Here is a 20891-nt window from a genome sequence, read left to right as displayed (position 1 = left end):
CAACGCGCATGCGCTTGCGCAGCAGTGCAGATGCTGACGTTGCCGTGGCGGCAGCTCCGATGCGCGTTGCCGGCCCGTGTGTCAGTGATGTGCGAGCGCGTAGTCCAACGCCGCGCAGATGGCCGCCACCTGCGCGGCATTGCACTGCGCAGGTGTCGCGCGTGGGCTGTCCGGATACACCTCGGTGGTGGTGCGATACCGTGCGCCGGTGACGCCTGCGCACAAACCCAGACGCCGCACCGGGTAATTGATGACGCCATGCGCGACCACCGCTGCGCCGATGATCTGGCCGTTTGCATCGGCAGGTGCGATATGGGTGACCTCGGCGACGGCGGCAATGATTGCCTGCTGAAACTGCGGTTGCGGATCTTCGCTGTCGCCCACCAGGTAGAAGCCATCGGGAATGCTGCCAGGCACGAAGTCGACGCCGTCACGTGCGGCCAGGGCCGGGCGAAATTCGCTTTCGTCGCTGTCGGTGGTTTCGTGCAGGTCGATATGCACCAGCGCCTGCCCGGCCACTGCGGCGACCAGCTGCATCAATGCCGCCGACTCGGCGGCCGGGCTGTCCGGGCGAAACGCACGATTGGGGTCGATGGCATCGGCATTCCAGCGCTGGACCCGCTCGTAGCCCCACGGATTGACACAGGGCGCCACCAGCAGATTGAGCTTGCCTGCGTAGGCTGCGGCACGGTGCTGCAGGAATTGCAGCGCACCTTGCACGCCGCTGGTTTCGTAGCCATGCACGCCACCGGTCACCAGCGCCCACGGCAACGCGGCGTCCCAGCCGGCGCTGCGCAGCGCAATCAGCGGATAGTGCTCGGACGCCGCCTGGATCGTTCCGTAAGGCACGCGCTCGAGGCTGGCATCCAGCGCATCGATCACCTGCACCACATCCGTCGCATGACTGCGCTGACGCCGCTGGCGTGCCCGCCATGCGGCGCGCTCTGCATCGCCCCAGGGTTGCCCTGCAGTGCCGATCGGATACGCCATGCGCTCTGTCATTCCAGGTGCCATCCAATGAAAAGACGGCCAGGGTAAGCGCTTCACGCTGGGTGGTCCATTCGGCGGCTGGCGCGACGCCCATGGCCCGCAAGGCCGAGTCCGGTTGCAGGCCGGCGCTGCTGAAAATTCTGCAGCCGATGCAAATCCTGCATTCGCTTGGGAAAACACAGCAGGCAATTGCGAAATATTTCCCTGCAATCGATAGCGTGCGCACGGCAATCAGTGAAAAAACTTCCGACACCCCGGTGATGCATTGCACATCAACATCTGCGTCACGTCTGGAACAACTCAAGCAAGGCGAAAGTCGTCGAAGATCCCGCGCAGCTGCAATCGATTGTTCACGCCTTTCTGGTGGCCTGGCGGCCACGTCCGCAAAACGACGCAGGCCCCGCACGTCGCGTGCAGGGCCTGCGGTCCCGCTGCAGCAAGAACGGCGCGCCGGATGCGCGCCGCACTCTTGCCTAGACGGCCTCTTCCTGAGGTTTGGCCTGCTTGGAACGCCCCCCCTTGCTGCCGATCCGCGACATGTGATCGCGATCGCGGCTCACGGCCTGGCCGCCCTTGCGGCCCGCTTCGCGTGCTTCGTCGCTGGTGAATTCGTGCGCATTGCCACTGGCATGCGCTGCCTTGCCGCCACTGCTCGCCAATACGCGGCGCTTTTCAGGATCCAATGCGGCAAAACCGCGCCGGCTACGCGTACTGCTTTGTCCGTCTTCCACTGTGCCTCCTCTCGATGCGTCGATCACGCCACTGGTAGGGGGGGGTAACGCAACTATCGTGCCAACACGCAAAGCCAGGCGAGACGGTGCACGGCCGCACGTTGCAGGAAAAAACAGCTGCGCTCGCTGTGCAAATCTTGCACTCCCGGTGATGGCTGGCCGACGCGTCGCAGGCCAGATGTGGATAGCGCTACCAGTGCGCCGGCGCGTGCGCCTGATCGCGCCGATGCTGCCCGGCACCATCTGGGCATGCAGCATCGTCGGAGCATCGATGTCCTCGCTCGCCCAAGGAACCAGCGAGCCGGAATCAACGCCAGGGCGCGGCGACGTCAGGCCGGCAGCGCGGGAACGGTGCGCCCGGCAGCCAGCAATGCGGCCACATGCCGCGCGATGCTCAGGCAACAGGTCAGGCCTGGCGACTCGATGCCGAACAGGTTCACCAGACCGGCGATGCCGTGCATGGACGGACCATCGATACGGAAGTCGACCGCCGCCTCGCCTGGTGCGCTGATCTTCGGGCGGACGCCGCAATAGCCGGGCTGCAACGCGCCGTCCGGCAGGCCAGGCCAGTAACGCCGGATCGCTGCGGCAAACCGCGCGGCATGGCCTGGCGCGCAGTGATAGTCGGGCTGCGCGACCCACTCCACGTCGGGGCCGAAGCGCGCACGCCCGTGCAGATCCAGCGTGAGATGCACACCCAGGCCACCGGGTTCGGGCATGGGGTAGATCAACTGCTGGAATGGCGAGCGCCCTGCCAGCGTGAAGTAACTGCCCTTGGCGAAATAGCCGCGCACCTGTGCATGCGCTGGCAGGCCATCGATCCGCGCGGCCAGCGGCGGTGCACCATGACCTGCCGCGTTCACCAGCCAGGCACAGGTCAGCCGTGCCGATGGCTGACCTGCGACGGTCACGCGCAGCCCTTGCGCAAGCGGCTCGACCTGGTCGACGTGCGCACGCAGCGCCACGGTGGCGCCATGCGCTTCGGCATCGCCCTGCAACGCCAGCATCAGCGCATGGCTGTCGATGATGCCGGTGGTGGTGGACTCCAGCGCCGCGACGCAGCGCAGGGCCGGCTCGCGCGCCTGCATGTGTGCCGCGTCGAGCGGCAGCAACCCGTGCGCGCCGCCGGCAATGGCGCTACGGTGCAGCCGATCAAGCTGCTCGCGCTGGCCGTGGTCGCAGGCGATGATCAATTTGCCGCAGCGCCGATGCGGCACGTGGCGCTGCTGGCAGTACGCGTACAACAGTGCATTGCCGCTGATGCATAACTGCGCCTTCAACGAACCGGCCGGATAGTAGAGCCCGGCATGGATCACCTCGCTATTGCGTGCGCTGGTCCCGGTGCCGATGGCGGCTTCGGATTCCAGCACCAACACCTCGTGCCCCCGCATCGCCAGCTCGCGCGCAATTGCCAGCCCCACCACTAAGGCACCTATCACGATGCACTCGACGTCTTGCATGGCCGTTCTCACACGAGGGTCGATCAGTCTATCCGCCTACTGGAACGCACAGAGTTGTTGTGATCGCCATCACTTTTTTCTCACAAACCAACCCTATATTCGGCCCGACACATGACGTAAATCACGTTACTCGACGCTACAGACTTTTCCCGCATTTGCGGTGTGCATTCTTCCCCCACCCGAGCGCGCGCTGTCGCGTCCGGTTCGAAGTTGCAATCACCGAAGGAGTTTGAATGGACGCAACGCGTTCGGTCCTGCTTGCCTCCAATTACGAGGCATGGCCAGAGGCCTTCAATGGGCAGGCGTATGCGTTGCTCAACGTGGTCCGCAGCCTGGAACACGCGCAGTTGCTGTGTCCACCCGCGGCCGAGTACACCCGCGGACGCGGCGTCAATCCCGGCGTGTCGTATCTGCTCAACGAACTCACACACCGTGGCGTGTCTGCGCTGCAACGGCTGAGCGGGCGGCCTGCGCTGTCCAACGCACAGCCCCGGGTGGTCGAACAGGACCATGACCTGTTCTTCTATGTGTGCCAGTTCCCCAGGGAATTGGGCACGCTGGCCCGCATCAAGGGATGGCGCGAGCGCTGCCGTACCCGCGTGGTGTATCTGCTGGAAACCTGGCCGGAATTGCTGGACTCGCAGAAGGCCGAGCTGAAACTGCTGGACCAGTTCGACCATGTCTTCGTGCTCAACGCCAGTTGCGTCGATGCGCTGCGCCGCTACACCAGCACCCCGGTGTCGTTTCTGGCCAGCGCCTGCGACACACTGCTGGCGACGCCACTGCCGCGGCCGCCACAGCGCTGCATCGATGTGGTCAGCATCGGCCGGCGCATGCCGCAGGTGCATGCGCACTTGCTGGCACATGCACAGGCCAACCCCGATTTCTTCTATCTGCACGATGTGCTGCGCGGTGGCGCGGTGCAGGACTGGGCGGCACATCGGCTGCAGTCGGCCGCCATGATCAAGCGCGCCAAGTTCTTCATGGCGCACGACTTCGTGGTCGACACCCAGGGAGTCTTCAAGGGTGTGAAAAAACAGGCGCTGGCAACACGCTATTTCGAAGGTGCCGCCGGCGGCGCGGTGATCCTCGGCTCCGCGCAGGCATGTCCGGAATTTGCCCAGTACTTCGATTGGGAAGACGCCGTGATCGAGCTGCCGGCCGATGGCGCGGAGATCGGCCCGTTCCTGCGCGATCTGGAGCAGCAGACCGAGCGCCTGGAGCGTGCCCGTCTGCACAACGCCATGCAGTGCCTGCGACGGCACGACTGGGCACACCGGTGGGCGCAGATCCTGCAGACGCTGCAGTTGCCGCCCCCGCCGCTGATGGCCGAGCGCCTTGCCATGCTCGACAACCTGGCCACGATGGCCGAACAGGCCGCCTGCCCCCCGGCGATCGCGCTGAGCATGACCGCCTAGCGCCTTATCGCACTGCGCCGCGACCAGCGGCGCCTCAGTTCAAGGATCAGCAATGAAAGCAGTCATTCTGGCAGGCGGCCTGGGAACGCGCATTTCCGAGGAAACCGCCATCCGCCCCAAGCCGATGGTGGAGATCGGCGGCAAGCCGATCCTCTGGCACATCATGAAGATCTACGCGCACCACGGCATCCAGGATTTCATCGTCTGCCTGGGCTACCGCGGTGAGGTGATCAAGGATTTCTTCATGAATTACCACATGCGCGAATCCGACGTCACCTGCGACCTCGGCAGCAACACCACCACCTTGCACAACACCCGCGCCGAGCCCTGGCGCGTGACGCTGGTCGATACCGGCGCACAGACCATGACCGGCGGCCGGTTGCGCCGCGTGCGCGAACATCTGCGCGAGGAGGCCGCGTTCTGCATGACCTATGGCGATGGCGTGGCCGATGTGGACATCACTGCCGCCATCGCGCTGCACCAGCGCGAAGGCCGCATGGCCACGGTCACCGCCGTGCAACCGCCCGGCCGCTTTGGCGCCCTGCGGGTGGAAGGCGAGCAGGTCACCGGATTCCGCGAGAAGCCGCTGGATGGCGATGGCCTGATCAACGGCGGCTTCTTCGTGCTCGATCCGCGCGTGATCGATGTGATCGAGGGCGATGCCACCGTGTGGGAGAACAGCCCGCTGGAAACGCTGGTCGATCGCGACGAGCTGAGCGTGTATCGCCACGACGGCTTCTGGCAACCGATGGACACGCTACGCGACCGCAATCATCTCGAAACCCTCTGGTCGTCCAATCGCGCGCCCTGGCGCGTGTGGGAGTAACAACATGCGTATTCTGATCACCGGCAACATGGGCTACATCGGCCCGGTCGTGGCCGCGCATTTGCGTCAGCGCTATCCGCAGGCCTGGTTGGTCGGGCTGGATCGCGGCTGGTTCGCGCACTGCCTGTCCGACCCACGCCGCCTGCCGGAAGTGGTGCTGGACCAGCAATGGTTCGGCGACGTGCGCGATCTCACTGCGCAGCAGCTGCAGGGCTTCGACGCGGTGGTGCACCTGGCGGCGATCTCCAACGATGCGATGGGCAAGCGTTTCGAGCTGGTCACCGATGCGATCAACTGCCGCGCCAGCGTGGCGGTGGCGCAGGCGGCCGCGCAGGCCGGCGTGGGGCACTTCGTGTTTGCCTCCAGCTGCAGCGTGTATGGCGCCGCCGCCGATGGCACGCCACGGTCGGAAACCAGCGCCATCGCACCGCTGACGGCGTATGCGCATTCCAAGATCGATACCGAGCGCGCGCTCGCACAGCTGGACACCGACATGGTGATCACCTGCCTGCGCTTTGCCACCGCCTGCGGTGCCTCGCCGCGTCTGCGGCTGGATCTGGTGCTCAACGATTTCGTCGCCAGCGCGGTGGCCAACGGCACCGTGGAGGTGTTGTCCGACGGCTCGCCCTGGCGGCCGTTGATCCATGTGCGCGACATGGCGCGCGCCATCGACTGGGCAGTGAGCCGTACGCCCGCGGCCGGCGGGCAGTTCCTGTTCGTCAATGCCGGGTCGGAGCGATGGAACGTGCAGATCCGCGATCTGGCCCATGCAGTCGGCGTGGCGATTCCCAGTGCGCACGTTGCAATCTCTACCAGCGCGCCGACCGACAACCGCTCCTATCGCGTGGACTTCTCCCTGTTCGAACGCCTGGCGCCGGAACATCAGCCGCAGGAAACCCTGCGTTCGACCATCACCGAGCTGCGCGACGACCTGCAGCGTGCCGGGTTCAACGATGGCGACTTCCGCCAGCGTTCGGACTTCATTCGTCTGCGCATCCTGCAGCAGCTGGTCGACACAGGCGCCCTGGCACCGGATCTGAGGGTGGCGGCATGATCTTCCACTCCACCCCGCTGGCAGGTGCGTTCGTGATCGAGCCGCAGCAGCGTGGCGATGAACGCGGCTGGTTCGCACGCGTGTTCTGCACCCAGGAGATGGCGCAGGCCGGCCTGGTCGATCAGTTCGTGCAGGTCAACAACTCGTTCAATGCGCAGGCCGGCACCCTGCGCGGCATGCATTACCAACTGCCGCCCGCCGCCGAGGTCAAGATCGTGCGCTGCATCCGTGGTGCACTATGGGATGCGATCGTGGACCTGCGCCCGGATTCACGCACGTATCTGCAGTGGTACGGCATTGAATTGACTGCCGACAATCGCCTGGCCCTCTACGTGCCGCGCGGCTTTGCGCATGGCTTCATCACCCTGCAGCCGCAGACCGAGGCGTTCTACTTCGCCAGTGCGATGTACACGCCGCAGGCCGAGCGCGGCTTGCGCTGGAACGATCCGCGCCTGGGCGTGCAGTGGCCGCTCGAACCACAGCTGGTGTCCGAAAAGGATGCCGCCTGGCCGGACTTCAACGAACACCAACACGGCATCCCCACCCTTGCCGGACTCACCCAGCGGGAGCGCGCATGAACATCGATCGTCTATTGCAGGCCCGTGCTGTCGAAGGCCGCCCATTGCGTGTCGGCCTGTACGGCGCCGGCTTCATGGCACGCGGCATCGTCAACCAGATCGCGCACTCGGTGCCGGGCATGCAGGTGTCGGCGATCTGCAACCGCAGCGTGGACAAGGCACTGGAGGCCTACCGCCAGGCCGGCCAGCACGCGCGCGTGGTGGATGGCGCCGGCGAGTTGAAGCGCCAGATCGCTGCCGGCATTCCTGCGGTGACCGACGACCCCGCACTGTTGTACGAATGCGATGGGCTGGATTGCCTGATCGACGCCACCGGGGCCATCGACTACGGCGCGCGCATCAGCCTGGGCGCCATCGCCCATGGTCGCCACATGGTCACGATGAATGCCGAACTCGACGGCACCGTCGGCCCGCTGCTCAAACGCAAGGCCGACGCGGCCGGGGTGATCTTCAGTGCCTGCGATGGCGACCAGCCCGGCGTGCAGATGAACCTGTACCGGTTCGTACGCTCGATCGGTCTGACGCCGCTGCTGTGCGGCAACATCAAGGGCCTGCAGGACCCGTATCGCACACCGGCGACACAGGCCGGTTTCGCCGCGAAGTGGGGCCAGGACCCGCATATGGTCACCAGTTTTGCCGACGGCACCAAGATCAGCTTCGAGCAGGCGATCGTGGCCAATGGCACCGGCATGTCGATCCTGCAGCGCGGCATGACCGGCCATGAGCATCGCGCACATGTCGACGAACTGACCCGGCGCTACGACATCGAGGCCCTGCGTGCGGTCGGCGGGGCGGTGGATTACGTGGTCGGCGCCCTGCCCTCGCCCGGCGTGTTCGTGCTGGCCAGCCACGACGATGCCAGGCAGCAGCATTACCTCAATCTCTACAAGCTCGGCGAAGGCCCGCTGTACAGCTTCTACACGCCGTACCACCTGTGCCACTTCGAGGTGCCGCTGTCGGTGGCGCGGGTGGTGCTGCTGGGCGATGCAGTGCTGCAACCCCTGGGCGCGCCGCTGGTGGAAGTGATTGCCACCGCCAAGCGCGACCTGGCCATCGGCGAAACCATCGACGGGCTCGGCGGCTACATGAGCTACGGCCAGTGCGAGCGCGCCGACGTCACCGCAAACGCAAGGCTGCTGCCGATGGGCGTGGCCGAAGGCTGTGTGCTCCGCCATGCGGTGCCCAAGGACCAGGTGCTGACCTACGACGACGTGCAGTTGCCGGCCAATCGCCTGATCGATCGCCTGCGTGCCGAGCAGGCCAGCGTCTTCGCCGACGCTGCGGAACTGGCTGCCTGAGCGCGCAGACAGCGGCCTGCGGCCGCGTGCCGATGCCGCAGCCGATGGCCGTGCTGCCTGCCCGTCCCACCATCGGCGTGCTGCAGGCCGGGCGTGCGCTGGCCGCCACGATGGTGGTGCTCAGCCACAGCGTGCTGCCCACCACGCACCTGGTGCAGCCGTTACCGGCATGGCTGGCCGCGGCGCTGGCGCACGGCTACCTGGGCGTGGATTTCTTCTTCGTGCTGTCGGGTTTCATCATCTACTACGTCAACCATGCCGGTGCGGACACGCCGGGCTGGAGCCGCGATTACGCCGGCAGCCGTCTCAGCCGCATCTATCTGCCGTACTGGCCGGTGGGGATCGCGCTGGCGCTGGCCTATACGCTGCGGCCCAGCCTGGATGATGGCGACACCGGCTGGTCATGGCTTGCCACGCTGACCCTGCTGCCGGTCGGCGGGCAGTCTGCATTGGGCGTGGCGTGGACGCTGGGCTACGAGCTGGTGTTCTACGCACTGGCGTGGCTGTTCTTCCGCAGCGGGCATCCGCTGCGCTGCGCGCTGCTCTGGGCGGGCCTGACGCTGCTGCATGCCGCCGTTGGCGCGCCGTTCGCGCAGCCGGTGGAGCTGTCCTGGCGGGCGTTGCTGCTGCATCCCATCACGCTGGAATTCGTGTTCGGCATGCTGGCGGCACGCGCGGTCTTGAGCGCTGCACCGTGGATGGTGTGGGTCAGCCATGCAGTTGCGGTGGTCGCGTCCGCGTGCTTCGTGCTCGATGGCATGCAACGCGTGCATTCGCCGCTGTTCGGCCTGGCGCTCGCCGGCGCAGTGGTCGGCCTGGTGCGCGCGGAGTGGCGTGGCTGGCTACGTATCGGCCCGGTGCTGCTGTTGCTCGGCAATGCGTCGTATGCGATCTACCTGGTGCACATGCCGCTGATGTCGCTGGTGGCACGCACCACGCGGCGGATGGGGCCGCTGGCCACCTGGCCGGTGAACCTGCTGCTCAGCGTGGGCGCCGCACTGCTGCTCGGCGTGCTCTATCACCTGTGCTACGAGCGCATCGCGTTGCGGCATGCGCGCCGCGTTCTGCGTTGAAACGTCACGATGCCGCCGCGCGTGGATTGGCGCGCGCGGCGGTCTGCAGGTCGCGCTCAGCCCACTGCCTGCTCCAGCACCTTGCCGACGCGATCGTCGCACTGCGCTGCCGCCTCGGATAAGGCAGCGCCCACCAGCAGCAGGGTCGGCAAACCGGGCAGCATTGCCGCAGCGGTAATCCCCAGCTCGCCCAGCGTGGTGAGCCGGCGTTGCTGCTCGGGCCGGGTGGCGGCCTGCACGATGGCCGCCGGCGTGCTGGCCGGCAGATGCGCCAGCAAGGCGCTGGCCAAGGCCTCGGCACGCCGCAGGCCCATGTAGATGCCCAGCGTCGTGCCGCTGGCGGCCAGTGCGCCCCAGTTCGGTTCGCCGTGATCGTGCGTATGCGCGGTGACGAAGGTGATGCCATGGCAATGGCTGCGATGGGTCAAGGACACCTCCAGCGCGGATGCCGCGGCGAATGCGGCACTGACGCCGTTGATGATCTGCACGCCCACACCGGCGCGGCGCAGGAAGCTGATCTCCTCGCCGGCGCGCCCGAACAGCAGCGCATCGCCGCCTTTGACGCGCACCACGCGCAAGCCCTGCAAGGCGTAGCGTCGCATCAGCCGGCAGATGAAATCCTGCGGCGTCGAGCGGCAACCGCCACGCTTGCCGACCCGGATCACCCGCGCCTGTGGCGCGAGGTCGACGATCTGCGGGTTGGCCAGATCGTCCAGCAGCACCACTTGCGCGGCCGCCAGCGCCTTGACCGCCTTGACGGTGAGCAGGTCCAGATCGCCGGGGCCGGCGGACAACAACACCACATCACGTACGCAGGAAGGAAGGACTGACATGAGAAGGTCTCGCAGGATGTGGAGGTCAGGAAGGCCGCTCAGGCGTGCCGTGGTTGCCGGCACAGCCGGGTGAGTTGCGGGACACAGGAGCCGCAGACCGTGCCGCAGCCAAGGCGTTGCTTGAGCTGGGGCAGATCGGCACCGTCGTCGATGGCGGCATGGATCGCAGCAGTCGAGACCTGCATGCAGCTGCAGACGATCGGGTCGCTGGGCGCGCCCTGCGTCTGCGCAAACACCGCCAGCCGCGGACCACGCCACGGCAAGCCTGCCAATGCGGTGCGCAGTAATGCCTGGTTGGCCTCGCTGGGCTGCGCTGCGGTGAGCAGCAGGCCGTCGATATGGCTGTGGCCATCCTGCATGCGCCAGCCCACGCGACGCATCAGCCCGCGGCGCAGGTCGCGGTACTCCAGCACGTCGGCGCCGGCCGGCAGCTGCAGTGCCGCAACCAGACGATCGAGCCAGCCGGCATCCGGGGCGCGCTCGCAGGCCGCATGCAAAACCGCCCAGTGCCCGCCGGCCCCGGCCAGCGGCTCGGCATGCAGCCGCAGCGATGCATAGCCGCAATCGCGCAACAGCGGCTGCAGCGCCTGTTGCAGAGCCAGCGCATCGCCGCGCCGCGCCGCCAGCAGATGCCAGCCGAACACCGCCTTCTCCACCCGCACCGCCGCATGCTTGAGCTCGGGCTGCTGCGAGCGCGCGTCCACCGCTGGGCTGCTGACTTCGTTGATGCCGCCGCTGGACAGGTGCTGCCCGCTCCAATGCATCGCGGCGAACACGGTGCCCGAGCGCAGCTCGTCGGACAGTTCCAGCGGCAGCACCAGCGCACCGCGCTTGCTGGCGATCTGCACCAGCTCGCCAGCGACCAGGCCGCGTCGCGTCGCATCGTCCGGATGCATGCGCAAGGCCGGTTCGGGGCTATGCGCAAACGCTGCCGGCACGCGTCCGCTGCGCGACATGCCATGCCATTGATCGCGTAGCCGCCCGGTCAGCAGCCGCATCGGGAATCGTGCCGAGGTCGGCTCGGCCACCTTGCGATACGGCGTGGCGTGGAAGCGCGCGCGCCCGTTGCCGGTGGCGAACACGCCGTCGGTATAGCGCCGTGCCTGCCCGTGTGCGGCGCCGGCAGGGAATGGCCACTGCTGCGGCCCGCCATCCAGCATCGGGTAGTCCAGCCCGCCGATATCCAGGTCACGGCCCACCGTCAACGCGCGATGCTCGTCGAAGATCTGCGCGGCGCTGTCGAACCCGAACAGGCCTGTGCCGCTCGCTGGTGCAAGACGCGCCTCGAGCCGGCGCGCCACTTCACTGGCGATCCACCAGTCCGCGCGCGCCTGCCCCGGCGCGTCCACCGCCTTGCGCACGCGGGTGATGCGACGCTCGGAGTTGGTCACGCTGCCGTCCTTCTCGCCCCAGCTGGTGGCCGGCAACAGCACGTCCGCATATGGCACGGTGTCGGTGCCGGAGAACGCGTCCTGCACGATCACCAGCTCGGCCTGTTCCAGTGCGGCGCGAATGCCATCCACCTCAGGCATCGAGTGCACGGGGTTGGTACACACGATCCACACCGCCTTCAGGCTGCCGGCACGCAGGCGCTCGAACAACTGCACGGCCGGTGTGCCGGCCGTGGCACTCAGCCGGCCGGCCGGCAGATGCCACAGGCGTTCCAGTTCCGCACGGTCCTCGGCATTGCCGATCTCGCGATGCGCCGCCAGCATCGTCGCCATGCCGCCGACCTCGCGCCCGCCCATCGCATTGGGCTGGCCGGTCAGCGAAAACGGGCCTGCACCCGGCTTGCCGATCTGCCCGGTCGCCAGATGCAGGTTGATCAGCGCCAGGTTCTTGTCGGTGCCCTGCGCGGACTGATTCAGGCCCATGCAGTACAGCGACAAGGCCGCCGGGCTGCGCCCGAACCACTCGGCCGCCTGCACCAGGTCCTCATGCGAGATACCGCAGATCTCGGCGCTCATGCGCGGGGTGTATTCGCGCAGCAGGTGCTTGAGTGCGTCGAAGTCCTCGGTATGGGCCGCAACGAAACGCGCATCCACCAGACCCTCCCAGATCAGGTGATGCAGCATGCCGTTGAACAGCGCAACGTCGGTTCCGGGCTCGATTGCCAGGTGCAGGTCGGCCATGGCCGCGGTGTCGGTGCGACGCGGGTCGATCACGATCCAGCGAATCCCGGGATTGCGCGCGCGCGCATCTTCCAGGCGGCGAAACAGCACCGGATGCGCATACGCCATGTTGCTGCCGGCAAACAGCACGGTCTGCGCCAGCTCCAGATCCTCGTAGCAGGTCGGCGGGCCGTCGGCCCCCAGCGCGAGCTTGTAGGCGGTGACCGCACTGGACATGCACAGCCGCGAATTGGTGTCGATGTTGTTGGTGCCGAGCAGGCCCTTGGCGAGCTTGTTGAAGACGTAGTAGTCCTCGGTCAACAACTGGCCCGAGAGATAGAACGCCACCGCATCCGGGCCATGCTGCTCGATGATCGCCGCCAGCTTGCCGGTGACGTGGTCGAGCGCCTGATCCCAGCTCACCGCCGCCCGCGGCGCCTGCCGATGACGACGCAGTTCGGGCGCGAGTACCCGCCCCTGGGTGCTGGCGACGGTCTGCGGCAAGGCCAGGCCCTTGCTGCACAAGCGGCCATGATTGGCCGGATGCAGCGGGTCGCCTTCGATCCCGACGATGCGTTCGCCAGTGGCATCGTGCTCGCTGTGGATCAGCACCCCGCAGCCCACGCCGCAGTAGCAGCAGGTCGAACGCGTGATGCGATGCATCGGCGAGGATGGCTGCGGCGCCGCCGCCGCGCCGATCGACGGGAGCTGCAGGCCGTCGCTCATGCGGCCGGCTCGGCGACGGCATCCGGCAGCGATACCGGCTGCAACACGATCCACACCGCATCGGCCTCCACCTTGACCGGGTAGCGCGGCGCGCAGCCCACATCCGGTGCACAGGCCTGGCCGCTCTGCAAGGCGATCGCCCAGCCGTGCAACGGGCAGGTCACCGTTTCGCCGGCCACGATGCCCTGCGACAACGGCCCGCCCTTGTGCGGGCAGCGGTCGCGCAACGCAAACACCTGGTCGCTGGCGGTGCGGAACAGGGCGATCGGTGCAATGCCGTCGACTTCAAGCACGCGCGCGCCCGATGCAGGCAGGTCCTGCAGCGCGCACACGCGGATCCACGGGGTCTGCTGCATGTTCATTCCTCCACCGTCGCGACCGGCGCGGCGATGCGCAGCGGTTGGTACTCCTGCCGACGTTCGCCGGCGATACGCGCCTTCCACGGGTCGACCAGGCCTTCCAGCGAATACAGCAGGCGCTCGTACAAGGCACGCCGGTTGGCCGCGTCGTCCACCACCTGTGCGCGGATGTAATCCAGCCCCACCCGTGCGATGTAGTGCACGGTGCGATCCAGGTAATACGCCTGCTCGCGATACAACTGCAAGAACGCACCGGTGTATTCGCGCACGTCCTCGGCGGTGCTCACCTTGACCAGGAAGCGGGCCACCTCGGTCTTGATGCCGCCATTGCCACCGACATGCAGCTCCCACCCCGAGTCCACCGCGATGATGCCGACATCCTTGATGCCGGATTCGGCGCAGTTGCGCGGGCAGCCGGATACCGCCAGCTTCACCTTGTGCGGGCTCCACATATTGGCCAGCATGGTTTCCAGGTCGATGCCCATCTGCGTGCTGTTCTGGGTGCCGAAACGGCAGAATTCGCTGCCCACGCAGGTCTTCACGGTGCGGATCGACTTGCCGTAGGCGTGGCCGGAAGGCATGCCCAGATCGCGCCACACATCCACCAGGTCTTCCTTCCGGACCCCGAGCAGATCGATGCGCTGGCCACCGGTCACCTTGACCATCGGCACGGCGTACTTGTCGGCGACATCGGCAATGCGGCGCAGCTCGCCGGCATTGGTCACCCCGCCCTTCATCTGCGGAATCACCGAGAAGGTGCCGTCCTTCTGGATGTTGGCGTGCGCACGCTCGTTGATGAAGCGCGACTGCGGATCGTCGATGGCCTCGTGCGGCCAGCTCGACAACATGTAGTAGTTGATCGCCGGCCGGCAGGTCGCGCAACCATTGGGCGTGCGCCATTCCATGAAGGCGTAGGCTTGTGCATGGGTCAGCAACCTGTGCTCGCGAATGGCGCGACGCACCTCGCCATGGCTCAGATCGGTGCAGGCGCAGACGGCCTTGGTTTTCGGCGTTTCCTGGAAGTTGGAGCCCAGGCAGTTCATCAGGATCTGCTCGACCAGCCCCGTGCACGAGCCGCAGGAACTGGCCGCCTTGGTGTGCTTCTTCACCTCATCGACGGTGAACAGCCCCTGCTCGCTGATGGCTTTGACAATCGTGCCCTTGCACACGCCGTTGCAGCCGCAGACCTCGTCGCTGTCGGCCATCGCACTGGCGCGGTCCTGTCCGCCGGTGCCGGCATCGCCGAGTGCGCTCTCGCCGAAGATCAACTGGTCGCGCTGCGCCTGGATCGGCGTGCCGTCCTTGAGCAGCTTGAAGTACCAGCCGCCATCGCTGGTGTCGCCGTACAGGCAGGCGCCGACCAGCACATCGTCGCGGATCACCAGCTTCTTGTAGACCCCGCCGGCCGGATCGGACAGCACGATCTCCTCGCAGCCATCGCCGCCCATGAAATCGCCGGCCGAAAACAGGTCGATCCCGGTGACCTTGAGCTTGGTCGAGGCCACCGAACCGCGGTAGATGCCGATGCCGAACTGCGCCAGGTGATTCGCGCACACCTTGGCCTGCTCGAACAACGGTGCCACCAGGCCATACGCGATGCCGCGGTGGTTTGCGCACTCGCCCACTGCGTACACGCGCGGATCGAAGCTCTGCAGACTGTCATTGACCACGATGCCGCGCGAGCAATGGATGCCGGCGTCTTCGGCCAGGCGGGTATTCGGGCGGATGCCCGCTGCCATCACCACCAGATCGGCCGGGATCTCGCTGCCATCGGCGAACTTCACGCCAACCACGTCGCCCTGCGCATTGCCCAGCAATGCACTGGTCGCGGTACTCAGCTTGAACTCCAGCCCGCGCGCGCGCAGTGCCTGCTGCAGCAGACTGCCGGCCACCGGGTCGAGCTGGCGCTCCAGCAACCACCCGGCCAGATGCACCACGGTCACGTCCATCCCGCGCAGCTTCAGGCCATTGGCCGCTTCCAGGCCGAGCAGGCCGCCACCGATCACCACCGCATGCTGCTTGCTGCGCGCGGTCTCGATCATCGTGCGCGTGTCCTGGATATCGCGGTAGCCGATCACACCGTTCAAATCGTTGCCGGGGATCGGCAACACGAACGGCACCGAACCGGTGGCGATCAACAAGCGATCGTAGTCGGCCTCGGTGCCATCGGCGGCGATCACGCGGCGACGCACCCGATCGATGCGCGTGACTTCCTTGTTCAAATGCAACTGGATGCCATTGTCCCGATACCACTGCAATGGATTGAGCACGATGTCGTCGAACTCCTGCTCGCCGGCCAGCACCGGCGACAGCAGGATGCGGTTGTAGTTGGGATGCGGCTCGGCCCCGAACACGGTGATCTGGTACATGCCCGGCATCAGCTTGAGCAGTTCCTCCACGGTGCGGATGCCGGCCATGCCATTGCCGATGACGACGAGTCTGGGTTGCTTCATTGCCTGGATTCCTGTCGACATGTCAGACCCGCGCCGCGCCGGCGCTGGACCATTCGCTACGCCACTGTGTCTTGACCCCGGCCAGCAGCGCCCAACCACCGAGTGCGAACGCAGCGAACACCCACATGCCGATCGCGTAGCTGCCGGTGTGCTGCTTGAGCACGCCCAGGCCCGCAGCCAGCGCAAACCCGCCGATGCCGCCGGCCATGCCGATCAAGCCGGTCATCACGCCGATGTCCTGCGCAAACCGCTGCGGCACCAGCTGAAACACCGCGCCATTGCCGGCGCCCAGGCACAACAAGGTCAGCACGAACAAGGCCAGCGTCACCATCGCACCGCCCGCACCGACACCTGCGATGCCCACCAGCGCAGCCACCAGGAGATAGACGGTGAGCAAGGCACGCGTGCCGCCAACGCGGTCTGCAATCACGCCGCCCAACGGGCGCATCACCGACCCCGCCAGCACGCAGGCAGCGGTCGCCCAGCCCGCAGTGCGCGCATCGAAGCCGAACTGGTCGTGGAAGTAGCCCGGCAACGCGCTGGCAAACCCGGAGAAACCGCCAAAGGTCACCGAATAGAAAAACATGAAACGCCAGGCATCGCGGTTGCCCACCAGCACGCGGCCGTAGTCGGACCAGCGCTTGCGTGCGACCGGTGCAGGCGCCTCCTTCGCAATCAAGACAAAGACGATCAGCGTCAGCAGCAACGGGATGCATGCCAGTCCGAATACATTCTGGTAACCGAACGCCAACGCCAGCATCGGTGCGAACAACGCCGCCAGCACCGTGCCGGAATTGCCCGCACCGGCAATGCCCATCGCCGTGCCCTGATGCTCGGGCGGATACCAGCGCGAGGCCAGCGGCAGCGCAACCGCGAACGAGGCACCGGCAATGCCGAGCAACACGCCCAGCAGCAACACCTGCCCCATGCTGTGCACGCCGAACTGCCAGGCACCAAACAACGACGCGATCACCGCAAGCTGTGCGGCAACGCCGGCACGCTTGGCACCGATACGATCGGCCAGCATGCCCAGCGCCAGCCGCAGCACGGCGCCGCACAGGATCGGCACCGCCACCATCAGGGCGCGCTGCTGCGTATCCAGTCCCAGCGATTGCGCAATCGGCACCTGTAGCGGACCGAGCAGATACCACACCATGAAGCTCAGGTCGAAATACAGGAAGGATGCGAACAAGGTGGGCGTGTGCCCGGATCGCCAGAACGAGCGCTGCATAGAGACCTCTTCGAATGCGATGGCCAAAAAAAAACGGCGCCCCTCCGGTAAAACCGGAAGGACGCCGTTGTCCTGGATGCGTGCGGATCGCCGTTGATCCGCTGCATCGTGTGTGTGTTGTTGCAGGTACGCCGTTGCACCTGCACGTGAGTGCCAAGCAATCAACGTGCCAACTTGCGCACCCGGGCATCATGCCGCTGCAAGTCACTGGAAAATGGTGGCTTTCTTGCAATGCCTGAAGTTCGCCAACGATCTGTCGAAGAACGGATGCAGCGTGCCGTTCCCGGCTTTCGTGCGCCGATGCACCAATAGCGTGCGTCGGTTGGTGCGCGCCCTGCCCCATCGCACGGCTAAGAGCGCCGAATACATCTGGTGCACTACAAGGGCGCGGTGTCCTTATTGGATGCAGTCAAATGGTTAGGTCAAAGCTTGGCTAGTCGAGGGCGCGATGCCCTCACCGCTTGCGGGACATGCCGTGAATCCATCCGTGGACGCTCGGTGGCGGCCTCCATGCCGCCACACGGTCCCGCAACCGGCGAGGGCACCGCACCAGGAAGTTGATCGGCTGCCCTTTCTTAGAGTCTTTATTCAACTTGCGCCGGGCAGATGAGAAGTTTGTGGGGAGCGTATCGAAGATCTGTCTGCCGCCCGGCCTGCGCTGGGAAGTCGATCTAACGCACCGGGATCCGAACAACGCACCTCATGCCCTGCTTGCAACCACACACCGACCATCTCCACAGGTCCTTGCCCGCTCACCGTCGCGGGACCTTGAGCGGCATGGATGCCGCGCCAGAGCCTACAGGGACGTACTTGCGGCGTGTCCTGCGATGGTGGGCGGGCAAGGGCCCTGCAACCAAGCGGCAGACCACATGCCTCGCGCCGTTGCTGTTGCGGTTGCGGTTGCCGTTGCCGTTGCCGTTGTAATTTTTGCCGCTGCTTCCGCTCCTGCCCGATCCAATGCATCCAGCCAATGCACTCCGGCTGGCTGGCCGCACGACCCTCTTGTCGGCCACGCTCAGCGCGAATCGAACAACCGATTGCTGCGGTGATCGCCCTCCGGCACGGCCACGCCGATGCGTGCGGCCGCGCGCCGATAATTGTCCAGTCGATGGATGTCGCGCAGCCGCGCGATGTCGTCTTCCTGGATGTCATGCCAACCCCAGCGTTGAAACTGGGTCAGGAACCACTCGCCGTCCGATAGCCAAGGCATGTTGACCGCGCCATCGCGGTGAAAGGCCAGCGCCGTCCCATCGTTCGCAGATGCCTTCGCATCAGCATCGGCATCGGCATCGAGGCAGGCCGCCAGATGCGCAGCCGACACACCGATATGCTGCGGCTCGGCCAGCCACTGCGCACATTGCGCGCGATTGGCCGGGTCCGCATCCAGCCAACGGCAGGCCTCCAGCACGCAGGCGGTCAAGCGTTCGGTCAACTCGGGTTGCAGCGCGGCGAATTCGCGCCGGCAGGCCAGCACTTTTTCCGGATGGCCGGCCCACAGCTCGCCACTGCGGATCACGCGTCGACCGCTGCCCTGCGCCTGCGCAACCGCCGCCCATGGCTCACCGGAGCAATAGCCATCGACCAGGCCACTGGCCAAGGCGTCCGGCATCTGCGGCGGCGGGATGCTGAGCACCTCCACTTCGCGCATCGGTTCCACGCCGCGTGCGGCCAGCCAGTAGTACAGCCATAACGCATGCGTGCCGGTGGGGAAGGTCTGCGCGAACACGGCGCGGCGACCCAGGCTGGCCAGCGCCTGTGGCAAGGTCTGCCCATCGGCCAAGGCCTGTGCGAGCGCAGGTGCCAACGTGATCGCCTGGCCGTTGTGGTTGAGCGTCAGCAACAGCGCCATCGGGCACTGCGGCCCGGCAATGCCCAGGTCGATCGCATAGACCAGGCTGGCCAGGGTGTGCGCTGCATCGACCTCGCCCGCCAGCAGACGGTCGCGTACGCCGGCCCAGGACGCCTGCCGTTGCAAGTGCAACTGCAGCCCATGCACGTGATCCAGGCCCAGTCGTTGCGCCGCGACCAGGGGCGCGCAATCGATCAGCGGCATGTAGGCCACGCGCAGTACGGGGAGGTCGGCTTGGCTCATGTGGTCATCCCAGCAACTCGGCCATGGCCACGATGCGTCGCGCCACTTCGGCCAGTTTGACGCCCTGCTTCATCGCCTGCTGGCGCAGCGCCGCGTAGGCGTCGGCCTCGCTCAGGCCGCGTTTTTCCATCAACAGGCCCTTGGCGCGATCGATCAGCTTGCGGTCCTGCAGCGCCTGCTGCACATCGTCCAGGCGCTTGCGCATGCTGCTTTCCTGCGCAAACCGCGCAAGCGCCACCTGCACGATCGGCGCCAACCGCGCCGGCGCCAGGCCATCGACCACATAGGCAGTGACACCAGCGCCGACGGCCGCATGGATCAAGGCATCGTCGCCATCGCCGGAAAACATCACCACCGGGCGCGGCGCGTGGGCATGCAGCATCGACAGTTGCTCCAGGGTGTCGCGCGAGGGCGAGTCGACATCGATCACCACCACGTCCGGCTGCTGACTCTGTACCGCATGCAGCAAGGCACCGACCGATGCCACATCGTCGAGCACCGTGTAGCCGGCGCGCGTCAATGCCTGACGCAGTTCGCCGATCGGCTTTTCGGTATCGTTGACCAGCAGGACACGCATTGGCGGCAGCGAGGCGTGGACGTGGCCTGATGGTGCCATGCAACATGCCGTCGATGCGAGCCATCCTTTCGGAGTACGTCTGATGCCGTTGTTCCCGTTGTTCGCAAACCTGCAGGCGCGCGCCGTGCTGGTCATCGGCGGTGGCGAAGTCGCCACGCGCAAGGTGCTGGCGCTGCTCAAGGCCGGTGCGCACATCCGCCTGTACGCGCATGCGCTCTCGCCCGAACTGGCAGAGCTGATGCAGGCCGGCCGTTTCGAACAATTGGGCGGCCAGTTCGATCCGGCCTGGATCGATGACGTGTGGCTGGTGGTCGCCGCCACCGACGACGGCGCGTTGAATCAACATGTCGCCGCTGCCGCCGGTGCGCGTCAGCGCCTGGTCAACGTGGTGGACGATGCGGAGCTGTCGACCTATCAGGTGCCGGCCATCGTGGACCGCGATCCGCTGGTCATCGCCATTTCCTCCGCCGGCGCCGCACCGATGCTGGCACGCCGCCTGCGCGAACGGCTGGAACGTGAACTGGATGTCTCGGTTGGCCGCTTCGCCGGCCTGTTTGCGCGTCACCGCGAGCGTATCCGCAGCCAGTTTCCCGACATGAATCGGCGCCGGCGCTGGTTCGACCGCGTCATCGACGGCAACGTGCCGCTGCTGCTGCAGGCCGGCAACGACGACGCGGCCGAAAGCGCCTTCATCGCTGCGCTGGACGATGCCGGCGCGGTGCCGGCACGTGGCAGCGTGCAACTGGTCGGCACCGGCCCGGGCGATCCCGGCCTGCTCACCCTCAAGGCGCTGCGTGCGATGAATCTGGCCGACGTCCTGCTGATCGGCGACGACATCCCCGAGGCAGTGCTGGAACTGGCAAGGCGCGATGCCTCACGCCGCGGCTTGCCGCACGATGCCGCTACACAACACGATCTATTGCTGGAACTGGCCACCGAAGGCCTGCACGTGGTCGCGTTGCGTAGCGGCGCCGGCTACAGCGATGCCGATGCTGCCGCAATCGATGCCGCGCTGCAGGCGCGTGGCCTGGCATGCGAGCGTGTGCCCGGCATTGCTGCGCGGCTTGAAGCCGACGCATGA

Annotated in this window: 17 protein-coding genes; 7 read left to right on the top strand and 10 right to left on the bottom strand. The window is 66.5% G+C overall.

From position 1 onward, the window contains the following. Positions 1–81: 81 nt before the first annotated feature. The 3 genes from H7A86_RS10630 to H7A86_RS10620 all read right to left on the bottom strand — a co-directional run bounded on the left by H7A86_RS10630 (position 82) and on the right by H7A86_RS10620 (position 3181). Positions 82–1002, bottom strand: a complete 921-nt coding sequence (locus H7A86_RS10630) for a M14 family metallopeptidase (RefSeq protein WP_119131974.1) — start codon at positions 1000–1002, stop codon at positions 82–84. 461 nt (positions 1003–1463) lie between these two features. After that, positions 1464–1721: a KGG domain-containing protein gene (locus H7A86_RS10625; RefSeq protein ID WP_024940389.1), complete on the bottom strand. Its 258-nt coding sequence runs from the start codon at positions 1719–1721 to the stop codon at positions 1464–1466. Between the two features lie 329 nt (positions 1722–2050). Next, the gene (locus H7A86_RS10620) at positions 2051–3181 is read right to left on the bottom strand and encodes an NAD(P)/FAD-dependent oxidoreductase (protein ID WP_119131975.1); all 1131 of its coding nucleotides are present in this window, start codon (positions 3179–3181) and stop codon (positions 2051–2053) included. A gap of 233 nt (positions 3182–3414) precedes the next feature. On the opposite strand from H7A86_RS10620, the gene H7A86_RS10615 reads away from it, so the two are divergent. From H7A86_RS10615 to H7A86_RS10590, 6 genes are read left to right on the top strand one after another with little or no spacing between them, the layout of a single operon-like run. Further along, positions 3415–4599, top strand: coding sequence for a glycosyltransferase family protein (locus H7A86_RS10615; protein ID WP_119131976.1), 1185 nt, complete (start codon positions 3415–3417; stop codon positions 4597–4599). 52 nt (positions 4600–4651) lie between these two features. Then, a complete protein-coding gene (gene rfbF, locus H7A86_RS10610) occupies positions 4652–5425 on the top strand; it encodes a glucose-1-phosphate cytidylyltransferase (protein ID WP_047125361.1) in 774 nt (257 codons plus the stop codon). Positions 5426–5429: 4 nt separating this feature from the next. Continuing rightward, on the top strand, positions 5430–6479 hold the full coding sequence (locus H7A86_RS10605) for an NAD-dependent epimerase/dehydratase family protein (protein WP_119131977.1): 1050 nt from the start codon (positions 5430–5432) through the stop codon (positions 6477–6479). Continuing rightward, positions 6476–7057: a dTDP-4-dehydrorhamnose 3,5-epimerase gene (rfbC, locus tag H7A86_RS10600; protein WP_119131978.1), complete on the top strand. Its 582-nt coding sequence runs from the start codon at positions 6476–6478 to the stop codon at positions 7055–7057. The genes H7A86_RS10605 and rfbC overlap by 4 nt, the downstream gene beginning before the upstream one ends. Beyond that, the gene (locus tag H7A86_RS10595) at positions 7054–8355 is read left to right on the top strand and encodes an NAD(P)H-dependent oxidoreductase (RefSeq protein WP_115677137.1); all 1302 of its coding nucleotides are present in this window, start codon (positions 7054–7056) and stop codon (positions 8353–8355) included. Before rfbC ends, H7A86_RS10595 begins: the two co-directional genes overlap by 4 nt. Positions 8356–8399: 44 nt before the next feature. Continuing rightward, complete coding sequence (locus tag H7A86_RS10590; RefSeq protein ID WP_119131979.1) at positions 8400–9428, top strand: acyltransferase family protein; 1029 nt, start codon at positions 8400–8402, stop codon at positions 9426–9428. Between the two features lie 56 nt (positions 9429–9484). Here the strand turns inward: H7A86_RS10590 and cobA are convergent, their stop codons facing one another. The 7 genes from cobA to H7A86_RS10555 all read right to left on the bottom strand — a co-directional run bounded on the left by cobA (position 9485) and on the right by H7A86_RS10555 (position 19810). Then, the gene (cobA, locus tag H7A86_RS10585; RefSeq protein WP_180708144.1) at positions 9485–10231 is read right to left on the bottom strand and encodes a uroporphyrinogen-III C-methyltransferase; all 747 of its coding nucleotides are present in this window, start codon (positions 10229–10231) and stop codon (positions 9485–9487) included. A 68-nt stretch (positions 10232–10299) separates the two neighbouring features. After that, positions 10300–13098 (bottom strand): nitrate reductase, encoded by a 2799-nt coding sequence (locus H7A86_RS10580; protein ID WP_180707850.1) that lies wholly within the window; start codon positions 13096–13098, stop codon positions 10300–10302. Next, the gene (nirD, locus tag H7A86_RS10575; RefSeq protein ID WP_119132101.1) at positions 13095–13454 is read right to left on the bottom strand and encodes a nitrite reductase small subunit NirD; all 360 of its coding nucleotides are present in this window, start codon (positions 13452–13454) and stop codon (positions 13095–13097) included. The genes H7A86_RS10580 and nirD overlap by 4 nt, the downstream gene beginning before the upstream one ends. A 2-nt stretch (positions 13455–13456) precedes the next feature. Next, entirely contained in the window at positions 13457–15874 is a 2418-nt protein-coding gene (gene nirB, locus H7A86_RS10570; RefSeq protein WP_232099333.1) for a nitrite reductase large subunit NirB, read from the bottom strand. Positions 15875–15932: 58 nt separating this feature from the next. Continuing rightward, positions 15933–17102 (bottom strand): nitrate/nitrite transporter, encoded by a 1170-nt coding sequence (locus H7A86_RS10565; protein ID WP_180497010.1) that lies wholly within the window; start codon positions 17100–17102, stop codon positions 15933–15935. 1054 nt (positions 17103–18156) lie between these two features. Next, positions 18157–19233 (bottom strand): CmpA/NrtA family ABC transporter substrate-binding protein, encoded by a 1077-nt coding sequence (locus tag H7A86_RS10560; protein WP_119131984.1) that lies wholly within the window; start codon positions 19231–19233, stop codon positions 18157–18159. A 4-nt stretch (positions 19234–19237) separates the two neighbouring features. Continuing rightward, entirely contained in the window at positions 19238–19810 is a 573-nt protein-coding gene (locus H7A86_RS10555; protein WP_024940396.1) for an ANTAR domain-containing response regulator, read from the bottom strand. Between the two features lie 82 nt (positions 19811–19892). On the opposite strand from H7A86_RS10555, the gene H7A86_RS10550 reads away from it, so the two are divergent. Continuing rightward, positions 19893–20891, top strand: coding sequence for an NAD(P)-dependent oxidoreductase (locus H7A86_RS10550; protein WP_119131985.1), 999 nt, complete (start codon positions 19893–19895; stop codon positions 20889–20891).

It is taken from the genome of Xanthomonas euroxanthea, assembly GCF_903989455.1.
Classification (GTDB): domain Bacteria; phylum Pseudomonadota; class Gammaproteobacteria; order Xanthomonadales; family Xanthomonadaceae; genus Xanthomonas; species Xanthomonas euroxanthea.
Note: the sequence above shows the minus strand (reverse complement) of the source record. Positions and strands in the feature narration are given on the sequence as shown.